Here is a 17371-nt window from a genome sequence, read left to right on the forward strand (position 1 = left end):
ACCATTTATGATGGAACGTTGACTTATGAAAGCTATTATGGTATTGGGAACGACATCCCACGCAGGAAAATCGTTGTTAACTGCAGCTATTTGTCGTATGTTGTCACGCCGTGGTTGGCGAGTGGCTCCCTTTAAAGGTCAAAACATGGCGCTAAATGCATATGTGACCCCCAACGGTGGCGAAATTGGTTATGCTCAGGCAGTGCAAGCATGGGCTGCAGGAGTTGTACCTTGGGTAGAAATGAACCCCATCTTATTAAAGCCCCAAGGAGATATGACTTCTCAAGTCATCATCAAGGGTAAGTATGTGGGTAGAGTGAATGCTTCAGATTACTACGAACAATATTTTGATGTCGGTTGGCGGGCTATTGAAGAATCTTTACAGCACTTAAGTACGGAATTTGATTTACTTGTATGCGAAGGTGCGGGAAGCCCAGCAGAAATCAATCTCAAACATCGAGATTTAACTAATATGCGGGTGGCAAAACACTTAAACGCATCTGCTTTATTAGTTGTAGACATTGACAGAGGGGGCGCTTTTGCCCATATTGTGGGAACTCTGGAATTATTGGAACCAGATGAACGCCAATTAATTAAGGGTATAGTCATTAACAAGTTCCGAGGGCAGCGATCGCTTCTCGAACCAGGGATAAAGTGGTTGGAAGAACGGACTGGTATTCCTGTTGTGGGAGTGATTCCTTATTTAGAACATATATATCCTGCCGAAGATTCCCTCGATTTGCTAGACAGGAGAGTAGTAAAATCGAACACAGAACTCAATGTCAGTGTCATCCGCTTGCCAAGAATTTCTAACTTTACAGATTTCGATCCTCTAGAATCAGAACCTACAGTTACAGTCAAATACTTAAGTCCCAAGCAAGATTTGGGACATCCCGATGCAGTCATTATCCCTGGTACAAAAACCACAATTCCCGACTTGTTAATACTGCAAAAAAGCGGAATGGCAGAAGCAATTCAGCACTACGCCGCCGCCGGGGGTACAGTTTTGGGTATCTGTGGGGGGTATCAAATCCTGGGTCAAATGATAGCAGATCCAGAAGGGATAGAAGGACAAGCCGGTAGATACCAAGGATTGAATTTACTACCCATCAAAACTGTCATTACAGGACAAAAAATCGCCCGCCAGCGACAAGTGACATCAAACTATCCGCAAATGGGCTTACCCGTTGTCGGATTTGAAATTCATCAAGGGCGATCGCGTACAGAAACTCAAGGAGTAGACCCTCAAGCATACCATCCCCTGTTTGATGATGCTAATTTAGGGTTAGTAGATAGTTGTCTGTCGGTTTGGGGAACTTATCTCCACGGTATATTTGATAACGGTCCTTGGCGACGCGCTTGGTTAAATCGCCTGCGCCAACAAAGGGGGTTAAAATCTTTACCGACTGGTGTTGCCAATTATCGGGAACAAAGAGAAGGCATTTTAGATTCCCTTGCTATAGAAGTTGAACGCCATTTAGACCTAACAGCATTTTTATCTTAGGGTAGTTGCTATGACTGTTCGCGTCCATTTTTTACCTGATAATGTCGCCATTGATGCTGAAGTCGGAGAACCTCTGCTTGATGTTGCAGATCGAGCAGGTGTATTTATTCCTACAGGTTGTCTGATGGGTTCATGTTTTGCTTGCGCGATCGATATAGAAGATGGAGATACTATCCGCGCTTGTATTAGTTCAGTTCCTCCGGATCGCGAACAGTTGACCATTAATTTATTTAGCGATCCGACTTGGTAATTGCTAATAGCTAATGGCTAATAGCTAATGGCTAATAGCTATTAGCTAATGGCTAATGGCTAATAGCTAATAGCTAATAGAAGACTGGCTAATAGCTAATGGAAGACTGGCTAATAGCTAATGGTTGATGAGTCATTGTAACTAGCTACAAACAAAGTCCACCTGTGTGGACTTTAGAAAATACTTTTATGTTCGCGTTATCCCAAACATAAAATTATAGAAATATCATCTGCGTTCGTATTCAATCGAGTTCCGCAATAGTGTAAATGGTTGACAATAATTTGTTTGGCAATCCAAGAGAGTAAAAGCTAATAGCCATCTGCTAACGCTTCATAAACTATTAGCCATTAGCCAGTCTTCCATTAGCCATCAAGAAGATTTCTCCTTAATTGCATACTCTCTAAAGCGTTCCATATTCGCTTGAAGAGTTGATTCTACAGCTCGCCCTAAAAATAAATTGTCCATGATTTTCCCAAGAATACCGGGGATAGCATAGGCAACAGAAAGTTTAACAATACTGCTCCCGCGGCGATCGTAAAAACGCACTGCTCCCCGATTTGGTAACCCATCCACAGATTCCCATTGAATGATTTGGTTTGGAACAACTTTGAGAATTCGAGATTTCCAAGTAAACTCCAAACCACCAGTATTCAATGTCCACAAAGATATATCTGGATTCTCCGGCGGAACCTTAACAGATTCAATCCACTTCATCCAGCGAGGCATCTGTTCCAAATCGGCCCAGAGACCCCATACTAAATCAATAGGAGCCTCTACTTCTACTTGTACGCTGTGTTCTAACCAATCTGCCATTATTTGTTTGCGCCCTTCTCTTTGCGGTTTATTTCTTCACAGTCTCCAAGATCGCTTTTGCTGCACGCTTGCCTGAAAGTGTAGCACCTTCCATACTATCGATATAATCTTGCTGCGTATAACTCCCTGCAAGAAAGAAGTTGGGAATTGGTGTCTTTTGTCCCGGACGATAAATATCCATTCCCGGTGCTTCCCGGTAGAGAGACTGTGCGAGTTTGACCACGTTATACCAGGTCATGTTTAACTCTCGCGAGGAGGGAAACAACTCGTGTACTTGCTTGAGAACGTGGGCTGCGATCGCTTCATTACTTTGTTTAATAAAAGGATCTCCTGGTGTTAGCACAAGCTGTAACAAAGATCCTTGTCCTTCCCGATAATAATCAGCCGGACTAGTCAAAGCCAAATCGGCAAAACAAGAAAAATCAGCATCTGCAGTATAGAGTAGATTGTCAATTCCTGCTGCTTGCTTTAACTGTTTGCGTTTATCTGCATCATTTAATTCTGTAACCCAGCCATCAAACCGCAGTTGAACGGTTGCTACTGGCACGGCATCCAATTTGTATATATTATCGAATTCAGACCACTTGCGCCACGCTTCAGGCAACACTCGCTGAATTCCTGGAACATCACAAGCAGCAACGTAAGCATCAGCAGTTATTAATTCTTCTGTATCACCATTTGCTACGACTAAACCAGTGACACGAGTCTGTTCTCCTTCCCCAGAAAATTTAATTTCTCGCACTTGACGGCGTGTATAAATCTTCGTCCCCCTAGCTTCAATGTATTCCACAATCGGTTTGTGTAAGTACTCATAGGGAGAACCTTCCAGCATCTGTAGTTTCGACGCTTCTGTCCTGACAGCAAACAACTGAAAAATAGTCAGCATACAACGAGCAGAAATATTTTCGCAGTCAATAAAGCCAAGGGCGTAGGCAATTGGATTCCACATCCGCTTGATACTACCCTCGCTACCGCCGTGACGTCGGAACCAATCGGCAAAGCTGACTTTATCCAAGTCGCGAATGTTTTGCATTGCACCGTTAAAGTCAACCAAACCCCTGACGATCGGGCTAGTTCCCAAAGCCACAGCATTTTGCAACTTATCCAAGATTGAAAGTTGGGAAGTTGTAAAAAACGCCTTTAATCCGTTAACAGGCGCACCCATAAAAAAGCGAAAATCTAGCTCTCCTGTCTTTCCCCCCTTATTGATGAAAGTATGGGTGTGAACTTTTGGACGCAAGTTATTTTGCGCTCCCACTTTTTTCATCAATTCCAACAGTTGGTAGTAGTTGCCAAAAAAGACGTGCAATCCCATTTCAATATGATTGCCATTGCCATCCACCCAACTACTAACCTTTCCTCCAACAAACGGACGGGACTCAAAAATCTGGATTTCACAGCCAGCATCAGCTAGATCTACAGCGGTTGCTAGTCCAGCAAGTCCCGCACCTATGATTGCAACACGCATTCCGTTTTTCCTTCTCAGTTTCTTTACAAATTGTAACTGGGTTGGTGTCGGAATTTGCGCCTCGTACCAACGGGTGTTAACAGTTGATTGTTAAGCTTTGAGCATTAACTGTTAACAAGCTTTGTCTTAGTTGTTAGTGACGTCCTTGGAATCATCGTTAACTGGTAAGGCTCGGATAAGTTCGCGGATCACGTCAGTGGCTGGTCTACCAGTCTGACGGCAATACTTTTCCAGTTTTTCTGCCTCCTGAGTTGCTAAATTGACAGTGATACGTTTTACAGCCCATTTTTTATTTGTCATTTTATTGTTGTATTTGCTGGTTATTAACATCATCTAAGGGAACAAACTAGAGATGAAAAGGATAACTTATCAGAGTTTTTGTCAGGAAACAAGTAATTTGGTAAAGACTAAAAACTTTGTTTGGTTTTGTGAATGTATCTTTCATTTTTCGATAGAGTATAGAGAGTACAACAACCGAATGTACTAACAAAGTGTGAAAATAAAGTACACCTGCTGCCAATTGAATCAAGTTAGCAACAGGCTGTCTTTGCTTCATAAAGAAATTGTATAAATTTGATGACAAAATCTTCTATCAAGCAAGAGACAAATTTTAGTATTGTGAGGCTTAGTACGTTGTTAGAATTAGCTAACAGCAATCAGCCGAGCACCTTGTAAAAAAAAAGATATGCCATCAACCCGGAGCATGGCATTTACAGGCTGGTTTATGGTGGAGCCAACAAGAACGTTTGTGGCTCGTGAGATTCTTACTGCATCTCCCGTTCATTGAAAATCGATAGCAACACACCAGACAATTACTTTCTTTGTTGCACGGTCAGATATTCATAACCACTCTTAGTCAATATTCGATCGGCACATTGTATTGAAAAATACAGATATTCATGAAAAATTTCAGCGTAGCTTCTTCTGTTAGAAGGTTTCTTACTTATCCATAATAGATATCACAGACTTCCATAATTAGGTACGAATTAAAGTGTCTAATTACCACATTGTATATCCTTTTATTAAAGATTTTAAGTCTTTACTTACTCTTTACAATTTTTGTTAAAAAAATTAAACCTTCTTTAATTTACGGTAGTTTATGAATTTTTGATAGACTCGAAACAAGGATTAAAAAACTTTTTTACTTATCTTTATGAATCTAAGTTACATGTTATTCAATTAGAATTTCTCCTGTTGCTAGAACCAAACTTGACTTAACATTAAGAAACCTAGTTTTTTAGCTCTAGTAAGAACGAAATTGCAGCTACACCAGCGAACTCAGCAATGCATTTCATTGCAATTAGTGAACAAATTCCCTTGATGAAAGGAACACATTGAGAGACCTCTAAATCAACGCTACTTACTACAAGTCGAAAAAACTACAATGGTGCAGCAAGCTTCTCTGAAAAAGCTACAGTGTGCCCAATACTGCAAGATCTCTCGAAAATTGTCGCGAGAGACAAGCAACTTTGTGCGGGGGAGGAAAAAACGGCAAAACCCGATAAGTATTGACAGTGTACCTACCAGTCAGAAAGATTTGTCAGATAAAGGTTTGAGTGTCAGTTTTACCCCACCTTAGACCTCAAGCGTGAAAGGGGAGGGAACTGAATATCAAACCTCTCCCCAAACCTCTCTCCAATGTATTGGGAGGATTCAAGGGGTAAATCTAACTTGTACGTACCGCAATCTCTCAGAACACGGGATGATGCCAAAATCATCAGGGTGAAGCAGGAATTCAGCTTTAGAGTTCAGCTAGACCAGTAACGAGAAATGTTTGGCCTTCTTGGGTCAGCTGTGAAGCATTTCATGTTCTCACGTTGGTTGAAGGGGAGGGTTTGACTGAGTTTTTCCAAAAACTTAGAATATGCAAATTATGGCGCGACAGTTTAACTTTGGGTAAGTCTAAAGTAACGAAGGAGCAACTCCAAAACAATCGGGGCTTGAAGCCCTTCTCCCATAAGGAGAGAGGTTTGGGGTGTAATACAGTGAAGTCTGTTATGACTTCATCGAACTTACGATATTGAGAGAATCAGTCTTATAGAAACTCACCCAGCTTCTAAAAGAAACCGGGTTTGTGTTCGTTCAAATATAAAGGGTTTCGCTGACTGCAACACAAATAATTGTCTTGTGGAATGGACGAAATGTCGCATCAGGAAGGATAACAAATTTCATTTTTCATCTTTTATTCTTCCTTCAGTTACTCAAATTGCAGTTGAGGCATGAGTTGTAAAGTTCCAATGCCTATATCTTTAGGTGAAAGGAATCTCGCTTCAAACAAAGCCATCATATCCCGTGGCTGAGGATTACCACGAGAAGAGCCGGTTAATCCTTTAGCAATCACCAAACCGCAGTATCCCTTAGTATTTTTACATCGCTGATTCCACTTTTGTCGGTCTTCTATATGTACGGGGTCATCATCCTCAAACTCACCAAACAAAATCAATTCGTCATTTTCAGTTTGTAACAAACCCAAATCGTAATCTTGCTCGTCAAAAGGATCTGCACCAGGATTAAAACCGATCCCCTTTAAACCACCTGCTTGTTCTATGTTCTCAATTAGGGTCTTTGCCTTAGGACGGGATGTTTGAATTAATATGACAGGTAATCCATCACCTACTTGTGTCATTTCACCAATCTTATGGTAGTTCGATCCCTTCCGCAAGTCATCCAAAGTTTCCCAAGACACAACACTTAAACTGATGAATGAATCTTCTGGTATCACATCATCTCGTAATGACTGAAACAGAGACATTTCTTCATCGTCTTCATCGTCTTCATCGTCTTCATAACTATCATAATCATCGTCATCATCAAAACTGAAACCCGCTATTTCCTCTAACTCTTCTGCTAACTGTGGCATGGTAGAGACAACAACAGGAATTGACTTTCCTGGGTCATTATTTGATGACTCAGGAAGAGTAATGCGGTAGCGACGACTGAGGGTGGGGAAAGTGTCATCACTTAGTTGGCGACGGTAGTCCCGAATAAAACGGTATAAGCTTTCTAACGCTACGAAGACCACGAGTGCTTCTTCATCATATAAAACCGATCTCAACCCTTCTAATGGATGAATATTACCGAAGGTGGGTTCTATGTCTGAAAGTGACAAATCTGCTAAATCGAAAAACTCATCATCTTCATCATCTATTTCATCGGTACTCTCAAAAGTGAGAAACAGACAATCCTGCTTGAGAAAAGCTTCTTCTAAACGCCCCTGTAATTCATCATCTCTTAAAACTGTGGCTCGAAACTGTTTTAACGATTCTTCAGAGCGATATAGTAAAATTCCGTATTCCATACCCAGCATACCCATAACGCTGGCATAAAGAGTTCCGACATCCCACCGATCGATCTCAATTGATAAAATTTGCTGTTCTTCTAAAAATTCCCAAGGGGCTGCTTGCCAAATGGCAAATGCTTTTTCTCGCAGCACTTGTACGTACTGTGGGGGTAAGTCAGGAACTTGGCTATCCAAAATTTCAGCAAACCCACGAAATAATTCGTCAATTAACGGCAATTCTGGTGAATATTCTATTGCTATGTCTAAATCTTGGAGGACTCCGCGCAGGTAGAATTGAATTTCTCTGTCTCTAACCACAATTCTTTGGGGACGAGCAGGTTTCGCCGGACTGTGAGGATGCTCCATTGCTCGCATCAAGGTACGAACAACTGCTTCCGGACCGGTTTCTGGTGCTACTACATCCATACCCCGGACAATACCCTGCGTGCCGTCCACCCACAAAATGCACTCACCCTTGACCTCGGTTTCCAGGCTTTGGCTTGGCGGTGATAACAACGGACGGCGATCGCCCTCCCATACAGAAGGAATTTGAGTTAATTTCTTCAGCCGACGACTGGTAGAGCGATTAAAACTTGTCATAGAGTCATTTCATCAAAAAAATAATAAAGAAATCAATTTTTGGGTTATACAAATACCCAGAGCCAAAAGCCCTGGCTATTTGTGAAGAGCGATAAACTGGGTACAGCTTGCGCTTTGCGAGCGCGGATAACAACCGTTACAAAGCATAAATTTCAAAAATATTGAATTTTTACATACCGAATCTCTCAATTCTAGAATAAAAATCTTGGCCTGCTTTTAACGGAGTATTTATAATTTGCCAACTCGGGGCACTAATGTCGCTACAATAGAAGCAAAAAAGGCGTGAGAAACTCACATTGGCGGCAGGATGTAGGTTTAATTCTCTCACTCTGCTGCGGTATGGTTAAGCTTAAACGAGGTAAGGAGTATAAACAAACATATGACACAAGCCATTCAACCTCAACAAAAGGGAATTCAAATTAGCGATGCCGCACTGCAACAGGTAAAATTCTTGCGAGATAGGCAAGGTACAGACCTCTGCTTGCGGGTCGGAGTTCGTCAAGGTGGTTGTTCTGGAATGTCTTACTTAATGGATTTTGAAGACCCCAGCAAAATTACCCCCCACGATGAAGTTTATGATTATGACGGCTTCAAAATTGTATGCGATCGCAAGAGCTTATTATATCTCTATGGTTTAATACTAGATTATAGCGATGCCATGATTGGTGGTGGCTTTCAGTTTTCCAACCCCAATGCTAACCAAACCTGTGGTTGTGGTAAATCGTTTGGTGTGTAACCACCTGACCTATGACCCGTGACTCAGACAAATGACTCAAACAGTTGAAACCCTCTTTGATACAGGATTAGAACGTTATAAAGCTGGAGAATCAGCAGAGACTTTAATTCCTGTATTTAAAGAAATTTGCGATCGCGCCCCTAAAAACAGCGCTGCTTGGACGTGCTTGGCATGGCTGTATCTGTTAAACGACAAAGCAAACGCAGCATTCAAAGCCGCTCAAAAAGCTGTCAAGTTGAATCCCCAAGACCCTCAAGCAAGGGTCAATCTTGCTGTTGCAATGTTAGAAACAGGTCAAAAAGGTTTGCGCGAGCACGTTGACTTTGCACACCAGCTGATCTTTGTAAATCCTGACTGGCAAGAAGAAATCAAAAGCAGCATAGAAGATGGCTTAAACAGAAAACCAGATTGGCAAAGTTTGAAAAAAGTTAAAGGTTGGTTGTTTCCTGAGTAGTGGTTAGTGGTTAGTGGTTGGTTGTTGGTAATTGTAAACTACTAACAAATAACAACTAACCGCTAACTATCATTTCCCAATTTCTTATGAAAGATAAATTCATAAACTGGCTCAACTTTATCCTAGTTGCGGACGTATTTCTGGTCTTGTTTGGCTTTGCATGGTTAGCAGTAGCAGCAATCGGCCAAGCAAGCGGAGTCGCACTTGGCTTAGATTTATGGTACAAGCTGTGGCAACCCGTATTTAATCCAGCTATTGGCATCCTAATGGCAGGCGCTCTTGTCAGTGGAATTACCAGTTGGGTGTCTAGGAAATTTCAGAAGAGCTAATGGAAGACTGGCTAATGGCTAATAGCTAATAGCTAATGGCTAATGGTGAGTTCTGTCCTGTAGGCGGTGAGTCCAGTGCTGTAGGCGGGTTTCCCGCGCCCTGGCAACTGGTGAGTCCAGCCCTGATAGCGAAGCGTGGCGCGAATGCGCCATAGGCGGGTCTCCCGCGCCCTGGGGACTGGCGAACCCGTATAGCCCTGCGGGCATAGCTTCGCAACGCGTAGCGTCTGTGCTCCTGAGATAGGGCGTATAGCCCTGCGGGCATAGCTTCGCATCGCGAAGCGTCTGTGCTCCTGAGATACAAGGGAGGGCAATTAGCAATTAGCCATTAGCAATTAGCCATTAGCCCTATTTCAAAATTTGCGCTAGTGCCGGTTCAACCGAGGGGTATTTGTACTGAAAGCCAATGCTTTGAGTGCGTTTGGGAAGCACTTGCTGACCTTCCAGAACAACTATCGCTCCTTCTCCTAAAAGGGCTTCTATTGCAAAGGAAGGTACGGGTAACCAAGAGGGACGATTCATAACTTGTCCCATAGTTTTGCTGAGTTCTGTCATGCGGACTGGAGAAGGAGCTGTTGCATTATAGACTCCTTGCATATCAGTTCTGGTTAAAGCCTGTAAAATCAAGTTAACAACATCATCTACATGAATCCACGAAAACCACTGCTGACCGTTGCCAATAGGACCGCCCGCATAGAGTTTAAATGGAGTAATCATTTTACCTAAGGCACCACCAGTACCCAAAACAATGCCCAAGCGTAAAACAACCAATCGCACGCCAGCTTCGGTGACTTTTTGAGCTTCTGCTTCCCAAGCTTGACAGACTTGGGCAAGAAAATCATTACCTGGTGGGCTAGTTTCATCAAAAGTAGCTGTTTCACTTGTGCCATAATAACCAATCGCTGAGGCGTTAACCAGCACATTTGGTTTAGGATTGCTGCTAGCTATAGCTTCTACGATTTTTTGCGTTCCAAGCTTGCGACTGTTTAAAATTTCCTGCTTGCGTTCTGAAGTCCAACGCCCCTCACCAATAGGTTCTCCTGCAAGATTAACAACTCCGTCACAACTCGCAATGGCGCTTTGCCAAGAACCAGATGCGGTGGGTGTGTAGGTCACAACCTTAACATTTGGAAAAGCTGTAGATGGAAAAACTTTTTGGGCAAAGGAAGCGCTACGGGTTAAAATAACCACTTCCATGCCCTCTTTCTGGAGCCGTTCTACCAAACGACTACCCACAAATCCTGTTGCTCCAGCGATCGCTACTTTCATCATTATTAACTGCGAGTCTTCACCAGACCCCTATTTTACTAGCAATTAGCAATGACTCCCGAACTCTCCGCTATATTACCTAAAAGGGTAGCACCCACCCTACTGTTCCCTATTCTCTGTTTCCTCTAAATAGCAGTTCGCTTTTTAATTAAACTGTAATAACTTGCCTATTGGGTAGTTGGATATTATAGGATGGACGGAGTGTTGCACGGCGTGGGGCTATTATGGCTCGCTATACCTGTTCGTTTATTCTTTCGGTTGCTCTCAACCATCTTCAGCCATTAATGGTAGAACTTCTACAAGACTGCAATCTAGAAGTACAATATTATACTTCTGATTACATAATGGCACGTGAGATTCCTGGGACTGTACCCTTTTCTAAATTAGTAACGGTGGAAGCGTTGATTGATAAAAGTTCGGCTACTGAAACAGAGACGCGGATGAGCATTGTGATTAAAAACGAGGAACTACCTCTCCAACTGGATAATCACTGCCGACAAATGTTTGAGTTTATCAAACAGGAGATTGAACATTGCCGTCATTGGCATCTTATAGAAAGTCTTGCTGGCTGAGGTTATTAGCGCTGGTAACGCTTGTGCTCGAGCTAGCAATTCAATTAGCTAGCTTGTAGCAAAATGCTTGAGCGAGCATACAAGCTAGCAGCAGAAATTTTCTGCCAACAGTTCAGTTATCAGTCTTCTAGATCCTCTGTCATTCCAGGATTAATGAGTGTAATATCATACTCACTAGCATCTGTCTGTCCTGTAGACCGCATGCTGTCCCGCAGTAAGTAATAAATGGCACGAACCTGCGGACCAAAAACAACTTCATCCTCATTTTTAAGATCGTGGGCTGGAATTTTGCGACCGTTAATCATTAAACCGTTGGAACTCGTTTTGCCTTTGGCATCACCATCGACGATTCGGTAATAATAGCCCCGTTTTTTATCATCACGCGGTAGCCTAACGAGAGTTGCATGACGGCGCGAGACAAATTGTGACACAAGGCGAATATCGCACTCCCGATCTCTACCGATAGAATAAGTAGGACGATCTAACGTGAACTCTTTACGTCCTTGGTCGTCTTCTATAATCAGTAAATGACTTTCATTAGTTTCTGCTGCCATTGACACGTTTTTTAAATCAGATGGACTGTTATCAATAAAAATTTGTTGAGAATTTTTTTCTGTCATGTTACTAGGTAGCGTTAAATCGTCGTTAATCGGTATTAATCGGAATAAAACTGTAGCTGTACCCGTCTCTCGCACTCATGCCCCTAAACTATAGTGATAATTAAATAGTACTTATACTGTTATATTGTATGCTCACCTAAAAGAGTAGAACATTTCGTTCTACTCGTGATTGTTTTTGTGAGTCTGCTAATAGGGAAACCTTGTCAAATCATACCTCTACAGTGAGAGTTCAGTCAGGGCGAGCAAAACGTCTTAACAATAAAGAATTTGTGACTACGCTGACTGAACTAAAAGCCATTAATGCAGCCGCACCAGAGGGGCTTAAGACAAAACCGAAACCGGGCAACAGAACACCAGCTGCTAAGGGAATTCCAAGTGTGTTGTACGCGAAAGCCCAAAATAAGTTCTGACGGATTTTACTGAAAGTGGCGCGGCTGAGTTGGATGGATTCAACCACGTCTGTTAAGCGATCGCGCATTAATACGATTTCAGATGTTTCCGTGGCAACATCTGTTCCTGAGTGTAACGTAATACCTACATCTGCCTGAGACAAAGCAGGGGCATCGTTAATACCATCGCCTACCATGGCAATGAGGGACTTCGGCTTGGGCAAATTAATTCCCACTCCCCATTCGCTACTTTCTATTCCCCCCTGTAACTCTTGAATGACAGAGGCTTTCTTTGTAGGGGGAACGCCAGCTACAACATCAGTGCTTGAAAGTCCCAGTTGATTGGCTACAGTCTTTGCTGCTTCTAGTGAGTCACCGCTTAACATCATGACCCGCAGACCCATTTGGCGCAACTTGTCTACTGTTGCTTTGGCATCTGGTCTTATCGTGTCTTGAACAGCAATCAGTCCGGCTACAGTGCCTTCAAATGCTATAAAAACAACTGTTTTCCCATCCGCCGCTAGTGTTTGAGCTTGTTGTGCAATGGTTTCGCCGATCTCAATTCCATGCCAGTGCAACCAGTCGCTATTACCCAAAAGCACCAAACTCCCTTCCACAAGAGCAGATACACCAAATCCAGGTTCTGTACGAAAATCCGTAGCATTGGGGATTGGCAAACCTTGTTTTTGTGATTCTTGTACGATCGCTTTTGCCAGCGGGTGAATTGTTCCACTTTCCACAGCGGCTGCTATTTTGAGCAGAAATTGGCGATTGAGAGACAAGGTGGAATTTTCTCCCTTGTCTCCCCAAACGGGGATACAGTCTGTTATGACAGGATGACCTGTTGTCAGAGTCCCGGTTTTATCAAAAACAACAGTGCCTAGAAGGTGTACTTTCTCCAAAACGTCGCCACCTTTGATTAAAAGACCTCTCTCCGCACCAATAGTTGTCCCAACAAGTATAGCTGTGGGTGTTGCCAGCCCTAAAGCACACGGACAAGCAACTACCATAACTGCGATCGCTAGTTTAAGGCTGATAAGAAGCGGTGAGGGGGTGAGGGGGTGAGGGGGTAAGGGGGTGAGGGAATGATGAGCGGTGTTCATTCCAACGGACACACTTAAATCGTGCCAAAGGTGGGTGCCGAAAAAGTACCAGAAAACAAATGTTAACAGCGCGGCTGTCAATACCCCGTAGGTAAAGTATCCTGCTACTGTGTCTGCTAATTTTTGTACGGGTGCTTTCCGAGTTTGGGCTGTTTCTACTAAGGCAACAATCTGAGCTAAGGTTGTATCGCTTCCTGTTCGAGTGGCTCGAATTGCGATCGCTCCTGACAGATTTATTGTCCCTGCTACTACGAAATCTCCCGGTTGCTTGATAACTGGCATTGCTTCTCCAGTCAGCATCGACTCATCTAGAGTTGTTTGTCCGTCTACAATCTCACCATCAACGGGAATTTTATCTCCGGGAAGAACTTGCAACCATTCACCAACACGCACGACTTCAGCAGGAATTTCTACAACTTCCCTATTGGCAGAAACTGTAAGAGTCGTATCTTCCTCTGTTTTTGGTTTCGCTATCAACCGGGCTACTTGCGGTTGGAGGGCGAGCAATCCTTTAAAGGCGACAGCCGCACGATTTCTGGCTCGTTTTTCCAATGTACGCCCTAACAAAATAAAGCCCAGCATCATCACTGGCTCATCGAAGAAACATTCCCAACCCAGTTGGGGAAACACTAAGGCGACTAAGCTGGCAATGTAGGCTGTTAGCGTTCCCAATCCTACAAGGGTATTCATATTAGGTGCATTGTGCCGCACCCCAAGCCACCCATCCACCAAAATTGGACGACCGGGGATAAGTATGGCGACAGTTGCCAAGCCACAATGGAACCAAATGTTTTGCAAAACTGGCGGTATCGGTCCGCCAAGGCTGCCAATATGCCCGGTAATTGACAGTACCAGAAGTATTGCTGCGATCGCCAACTGCCGCCGCGCTGACTTGATTTCTTGGCGCTGGCGTTCTTCTAGGCTGGGTATTCCTTGTGTCTCGCTTGCTCCTTGCCCGCGTAATTTCCGAGGTTGAGTCGGGAATCCAGCCGATGTTAATTTCTCTGCTAGTGCTTCTGGCGGTACTGCACCAGTTTCTAATTCTACGACTGCGACTTCTGTCGCTAGGTTCACACAAGCGCTTTTAACTCCCGGATGTTGAGTTAGCTGGCGTTCTACTGCCTTTACACAGCCAGCACACTTCATACCCCTAACATCCAAAGTAATTTTCTCTGTTGTTAGGGCTGGTTCTGAGGGAAGGTTAGTCTTCGAGACAAATTGCATGGAAATGTTTAGATTTGCTACGAAAGAAATATAAACGCGCTTATTTAAGCGCCTCTTATTTGAGCGTAGGCGAAATCTGAAGCATTGACAGATTGTCAAACATATTAAGTTTTGTTAAGCGCAGGTCGTTGGATGTTATCCCCGATCCTTTCTCTTCATTATTTTATGGGACGATGATACCAACGCCAATACATCACGTAAATTAACGCGAGTCCCTGTAATGGTATGAGAACAAATTCCCCTTTTAAAAATGGGTGTATTTCCAAATGAGACATAGTACTGAAATAAGCCATTGCCATGAGAGCAAGAGCGATTAAAGTTATATTTTTCCCTTTGAGAGCCAACATATTCTTAAATACTATTTAGTTTCTCATAAACACTAACACAACTATAGCAATCCTAAATTATTTGTAAAAAATTTGGATGGCTAATTGCTAATTGCTAATAGTCAGAAAGCCATTAGCCATTAGCCATTAGCCATTAGCCATTAGCTATTAGCTATTAACAGTCTTCTCATTTATGACTCCTTAATGGACTTGTATAGAAAGAAGAAATTGCCCGAGAGGAGAATGTATAAAAGAAATATAAAGTTCTCCCGTTTTAAATAAATGAAATAAACGCAAAATATAATACAATAAAGCTATAAAAAAAGTAATTGAGTGTATTTTTTTGATTTTTATCAATTGACAATAGAAAGCAGTCATTTGACGTTTCAACAGTAATTCTACAGCAACATGAATGACTGCAATGAAAAAGCTAGTAAATAAGATAATCCCAAACACATTTTCTGATGCTGCTTGTTCTAAATTCCCACGTGCGATCGCCATAAAAGAACGAGTCATACCGCATGTCGGACAAGGAATTCCAGTGAAGTGTCGCACCGGACAAACTAGGAAAGCTATTCTATAACCTTGGTTGTAGAATAGCGTTCCCAGTAAAGGAGTACTACAAAATCCAAGTATACCCCAACGAACAAACTGACCCCTGTAAGATAAAGGAGAGCGAGATAATTTCAACACCTGTTTCTTTAGGCTGAGACAAAAAAGGATAAAGGATAAAAAATAGGTTGATAAATGAATATAAGCCCCTCAATTTATTGATGGGGTTTTAAATTATATTTCTACATACTTCATATTTCATCCTTCGTCCTTCAGTAGACTTTTAAAATGGTTAAAGCCATTTCTTTTTATTTACTACATAAGTACTGACAAATTCTTCATCGCTTTTGGTTAAATACATAATACCCTCAACCAAACCAAGAATACCCATGAATGGTGCTCCGATACCACATGTCAGTAACGAAACAAGCAGCATGATAATACCTTCGGTATTATAACCAAGAATAAACTTATGAATACCTAATGCTCCAATTAGGATGCCACAAATACCAGCAGTCGTTTTCTTGCTAGCATCGCTTGAGGTTCCATTTGACATTTGAGTGCAACTCCCGTATTTCTCATCATGACGTCACAATGCTAGCGTTGAGTTTTTTACCTACAAACCGTAGAAGCACTTAATTTTTTACAAATATCCTGAAAGGGATAAGGGAGTCGAGAAATAATGTATTATGTTATGCGGCAACACAAATTGCTAGTAATTCGTTGCTTGTGAACCCAGTCCTACAGGCAGTGAAATGGGTGCTAATAGCGTATAGCCCTACAGGCAAAGCCTGCGGCTGACGCCACGGCTTTGCAAGGCAACCCGTAGCGTCTCCTTCAGGAAATACCCTGAGAGTCATCGATCGCTGGTGACTTGTTAGTAACTAAAACCAACCTTGTCTGTTCAAGAAATAGGTACTGACAAACTCATCGTGTGATTTGTTTAGATAAATCATTCCTTCAATTAAACCAACAAGCTGCATAATGAGTAATGTCAAACCATAGGTAAAATAACTGCCAACTAAAGAAATGATTAGCATGACAAATCCTTCCGGAGCATAACCAAGAACGAACTTATGGATACCAAAACCTCCAAAGATAATACCGCAGTATCCCGCTAAAAGTTGTTTGGTAGCATGACTGGGGCTGAGTTTAGCCATGGGTTTATTTCCTTTGCTTTATGAGTGATTTATATGTAAGACCTATAAGTTGTAGCTAATTAAGGCTTTTAGTTGACTTAACAAGCGATCTCGGTAGAAGCACTGATAACAATAGATATGCAGAAGTTGCGATTCACCAATGCATGGCGAATCGCTACCGACACGAACAACTCACAGCTTTCAGACATAGCTGAAGCTGCGCTCCCTCGTGACTCTGCTATCTTTACTTTAGCTAGAAAATCCGGCAAAGGGATTTTACAGCACGTTAGGCTGTAAAATTCTTCGATGGAGAATTAGCTACAAGATTCGTAAAAATACAAAGACTCTAGTATTTTTTACTAGTCAAGCTGTGCTCTCTCCGGATTCTTTTGATATTTCTACAGTGATAAAAATACTGGTGTAGATCTCTAAGTTCTGAAGTGATTTCCTAGAAGTTAGGATACCAAGTCGATAAAAATAGCACTAACTGTATGACTCGCTGTCTGCTAACCATTTCCATACAGAACAGTAAACAGACAGGGGAGCGGTTTTAGCTATTCATGCCATCAAACGAACCTACACCTATGAATAGACAGAATCGATCGTGCTACCACTAGCGTGACTCTTTCACTATTGATTTCACATAGTTGCTAAGTTATCTTTAACTTTAGCGTCTTTGCTTCAAAGTAGCATTTATCAACATTAAACACCAAGGTTTACGAGTAAATTTTTGTAAAAGTTTA

General features: G+C 42.3%; 18 protein-coding genes. 6 read left to right on the forward strand and 12 right to left on the reverse strand.

Annotated elements, in window-relative coordinates:
• The first annotated feature begins 25 nt into the window (after nucleotides 1-25).
• Together cobQ and HC643_RS25755 are read left to right on the forward strand one after the other, a co-directional pair.
• Complete coding sequence (gene cobQ, locus HC643_RS25750; protein WP_038083288.1) at nucleotides 26-1504, forward strand: cobyric acid synthase CobQ; 1479 nt, start codon at nucleotides 26-28, stop codon at nucleotides 1502-1504.
• 10 nt (nucleotides 1505-1514) lie between these two features.
• Complete coding sequence (locus tag HC643_RS25755) at nucleotides 1515-1754, forward strand: 2Fe-2S iron-sulfur cluster-binding protein (protein ID WP_038083285.1); 240 nt, start codon at nucleotides 1515-1517, stop codon at nucleotides 1752-1754.
• 369 nt (nucleotides 1755-2123) lie between these two features.
• Here HC643_RS25755 and HC643_RS25760 read toward each other — a convergent pair whose 3' ends face one another.
• The 4 genes from HC643_RS25760 to HC643_RS25775 all read right to left on the reverse strand — a co-directional run bounded on the left by HC643_RS25760 (nucleotide 2124) and on the right by HC643_RS25775 (nucleotide 7915).
• Complete coding sequence (locus tag HC643_RS25760; RefSeq protein ID WP_038083282.1) at nucleotides 2124-2567, reverse strand: SRPBCC family protein; 444 nt, start codon at nucleotides 2565-2567, stop codon at nucleotides 2124-2126.
• Between the two features lie 28 nt (nucleotides 2568-2595).
• Entirely contained in the window at nucleotides 2596-4035 is a 1440-nt protein-coding gene (gene zds, locus HC643_RS25765; protein ID WP_038083278.1) for a 9,9'-di-cis-zeta-carotene desaturase, read from the reverse strand.
• Between the two features lie 126 nt (nucleotides 4036-4161).
• The gene (locus HC643_RS25770) at nucleotides 4162-4335 is read right to left on the reverse strand and encodes a ribbon-helix-helix protein, CopG family (RefSeq protein ID WP_038083275.1); all 174 of its coding nucleotides are present in this window, start codon (nucleotides 4333-4335) and stop codon (nucleotides 4162-4164) included.
• A 1897-nt stretch (nucleotides 4336-6232) separates the two neighbouring features.
• Nucleotides 6233-7915 (reverse strand): DUF6930 domain-containing protein, encoded by a 1683-nt coding sequence (locus tag HC643_RS25775; RefSeq protein ID WP_038083272.1) that lies wholly within the window; start codon nucleotides 7913-7915, stop codon nucleotides 6233-6235.
• A 379-nt stretch (nucleotides 7916-8294) separates the two neighbouring features.
• On the opposite strand from HC643_RS25775, the gene HC643_RS25780 reads away from it, so the two are divergent.
• The 3 genes from HC643_RS25780 (at nucleotide 8295) to HC643_RS25790 (ending at nucleotide 9434) form a co-directional block, all read left to right on the forward strand.
• Nucleotides 8295-8651, forward strand: coding sequence for a HesB/IscA family protein (locus HC643_RS25780; RefSeq protein WP_038083268.1), 357 nt, complete (start codon nucleotides 8295-8297; stop codon nucleotides 8649-8651).
• A 31-nt stretch (nucleotides 8652-8682) separates the two neighbouring features.
• Nucleotides 8683-9105, forward strand: coding sequence for a tetratricopeptide repeat protein (locus HC643_RS25785; RefSeq protein ID WP_038083265.1), 423 nt, complete (start codon nucleotides 8683-8685; stop codon nucleotides 9103-9105).
• A gap of 86 nt (nucleotides 9106-9191) precedes the next feature.
• A complete protein-coding gene (locus tag HC643_RS25790) occupies nucleotides 9192-9434 on the forward strand; it encodes a hypothetical protein (protein WP_038083263.1) in 243 nt (80 codons plus the stop codon).
• Between the two features lie 348 nt (nucleotides 9435-9782).
• Here the strand turns inward: HC643_RS25790 and thyD are convergent, their stop codons facing one another.
• The gene (thyD, locus tag HC643_RS25795) at nucleotides 9783-10703 is read right to left on the reverse strand and encodes a thylakoid membrane protein ThyD (RefSeq protein ID WP_038092147.1); all 921 of its coding nucleotides are present in this window, start codon (nucleotides 10701-10703) and stop codon (nucleotides 9783-9785) included.
• A gap of 224 nt (nucleotides 10704-10927) precedes the next feature.
• Here thyD and HC643_RS25800 point away from each other — a divergent pair, with 224 nt between their 5' ends.
• Nucleotides 10928-11275 (forward strand): hypothetical protein, encoded by a 348-nt coding sequence (locus HC643_RS25800; RefSeq protein WP_038092145.1) that lies wholly within the window; start codon nucleotides 10928-10930, stop codon nucleotides 11273-11275.
• Nucleotides 11276-11394: 119 nt separating this feature from the next.
• On the opposite strand, the gene HC643_RS25805 is transcribed toward HC643_RS25800, so the two are convergent.
• The 7 genes from HC643_RS25805 to HC643_RS25835 all read right to left on the reverse strand — a co-directional run bounded on the left by HC643_RS25805 (nucleotide 11395) and on the right by HC643_RS25835 (nucleotide 16649).
• Entirely contained in the window at nucleotides 11395-11895 is a 501-nt protein-coding gene (locus HC643_RS25805; RefSeq protein WP_038092143.1) for an FHA domain-containing protein, read from the reverse strand.
• Between the two features lie 229 nt (nucleotides 11896-12124).
• Nucleotides 12125-14611: a heavy metal translocating P-type ATPase gene (locus HC643_RS25810; RefSeq protein ID WP_050046864.1), complete on the reverse strand. Its 2487-nt coding sequence runs from the start codon at nucleotides 14609-14611 to the stop codon at nucleotides 12125-12127.
• Between the two features lie 158 nt (nucleotides 14612-14769).
• Complete coding sequence (locus HC643_RS25815) at nucleotides 14770-14958, reverse strand: hypothetical protein (protein ID WP_038092141.1); 189 nt, start codon at nucleotides 14956-14958, stop codon at nucleotides 14770-14772.
• Between the two features lie 180 nt (nucleotides 14959-15138).
• Complete coding sequence (locus tag HC643_RS25820; protein ID WP_038081921.1) at nucleotides 15139-15630, reverse strand: DUF2752 domain-containing protein; 492 nt, start codon at nucleotides 15628-15630, stop codon at nucleotides 15139-15141.
• Between the two features lie 151 nt (nucleotides 15631-15781).
• On the reverse strand, nucleotides 15782-16045 hold the full coding sequence (locus HC643_RS25825) for a TM2 domain-containing protein (RefSeq protein ID WP_038081920.1): 264 nt from the start codon (nucleotides 16043-16045) through the stop codon (nucleotides 15782-15784).
• Between the two features lie 136 nt (nucleotides 16046-16181).
• A complete protein-coding gene (locus HC643_RS25830; protein WP_167844753.1) occupies nucleotides 16182-16349 on the reverse strand; it encodes a hypothetical protein in 168 nt (55 codons plus the stop codon).
• Nucleotides 16350-16373: 24 nt separating this feature from the next.
• The gene (locus HC643_RS25835; protein WP_038081918.1) at nucleotides 16374-16649 is read right to left on the reverse strand and encodes a TM2 domain-containing protein; all 276 of its coding nucleotides are present in this window, start codon (nucleotides 16647-16649) and stop codon (nucleotides 16374-16376) included.
• Nucleotides 16650-17371 lie beyond the last annotated feature (722 nt).

Origin of the sequence: Tolypothrix bouteillei VB521301, assembly GCF_000760695.4 — a bacterium.
Taxonomy (GTDB): Bacteria; Cyanobacteriota; Cyanobacteriia; order Cyanobacteriales; family Nostocaceae; genus Scytonema; species Scytonema bouteillei_A.

Coding starts and splice junctions, on each gene's coding strand:
- cobQ (WP_038083288.1), top strand. CDS start 26: ATGAAAGCTATTATGGTATTGGGAACGACATCCCACGCAGGAAAATCG.
- HC643_RS25755 (WP_038083285.1), top strand. CDS start 1,515: ATGACTGTTCGCGTCCATTTTTTACCTGATAATGTCGCCATTGATGCT.
- HC643_RS25760 (WP_038083282.1), bottom strand. CDS start 2,567: ATGGCAGATTGGTTAGAACACAGCGTACAAGTAGAAGTAGAGGCTCCT.
- zds (WP_038083278.1), bottom strand. CDS start 4,035: ATGCGTGTTGCAATCATAGGTGCGGGACTTGCTGGACTAGCAACCGCT.
- HC643_RS25770 (WP_038083275.1), bottom strand. CDS start 4,335: ATGACAAATAAAAAATGGGCTGTAAAACGTATCACTGTCAATTTAGCA.
- HC643_RS25775 (WP_038083272.1), bottom strand. CDS start 7,915: ATGACAAGTTTTAATCGCTCTACCAGTCGTCGGCTGAAGAAATTAACT.
- HC643_RS25780 (WP_038083268.1), top strand. CDS start 8,295: ATGACACAAGCCATTCAACCTCAACAAAAGGGAATTCAAATTAGCGAT.
- HC643_RS25785 (WP_038083265.1), top strand. CDS start 8,683: ATGACTCAAACAGTTGAAACCCTCTTTGATACAGGATTAGAACGTTAT.
- HC643_RS25790 (WP_038083263.1), top strand. CDS start 9,192: ATGAAAGATAAATTCATAAACTGGCTCAACTTTATCCTAGTTGCGGAC.
- thyD (WP_038092147.1), bottom strand. CDS start 10,703: ATGAAAGTAGCGATCGCTGGAGCAACAGGATTTGTGGGTAGTCGTTTG.
- HC643_RS25800 (WP_038092145.1), top strand. CDS start 10,928: ATGGCTCGCTATACCTGTTCGTTTATTCTTTCGGTTGCTCTCAACCAT.
- HC643_RS25805 (WP_038092143.1), bottom strand. CDS start 11,895: ATGACAGAAAAAAATTCTCAACAAATTTTTATTGATAACAGTCCATCT.
- HC643_RS25810 (WP_050046864.1), bottom strand. CDS start 14,611: ATGCAATTTGTCTCGAAGACTAACCTTCCCTCAGAACCAGCCCTAACA.
- HC643_RS25815 (WP_038092141.1), bottom strand. CDS start 14,958: ATGTTGGCTCTCAAAGGGAAAAATATAACTTTAATCGCTCTTGCTCTC.
- HC643_RS25825 (WP_038081920.1), bottom strand. CDS start 16,045: ATGTCAAATGGAACCTCAAGCGATGCTAGCAAGAAAACGACTGCTGGT.
- HC643_RS25830 (WP_167844753.1), bottom strand. CDS start 16,349: ATGACTCTCAGGGTATTTCCTGAAGGAGACGCTACGGGTTGCCTTGCA.
- HC643_RS25835 (WP_038081918.1), bottom strand. CDS start 16,649: ATGGCTAAACTCAGCCCCAGTCATGCTACCAAACAACTTTTAGCGGGA.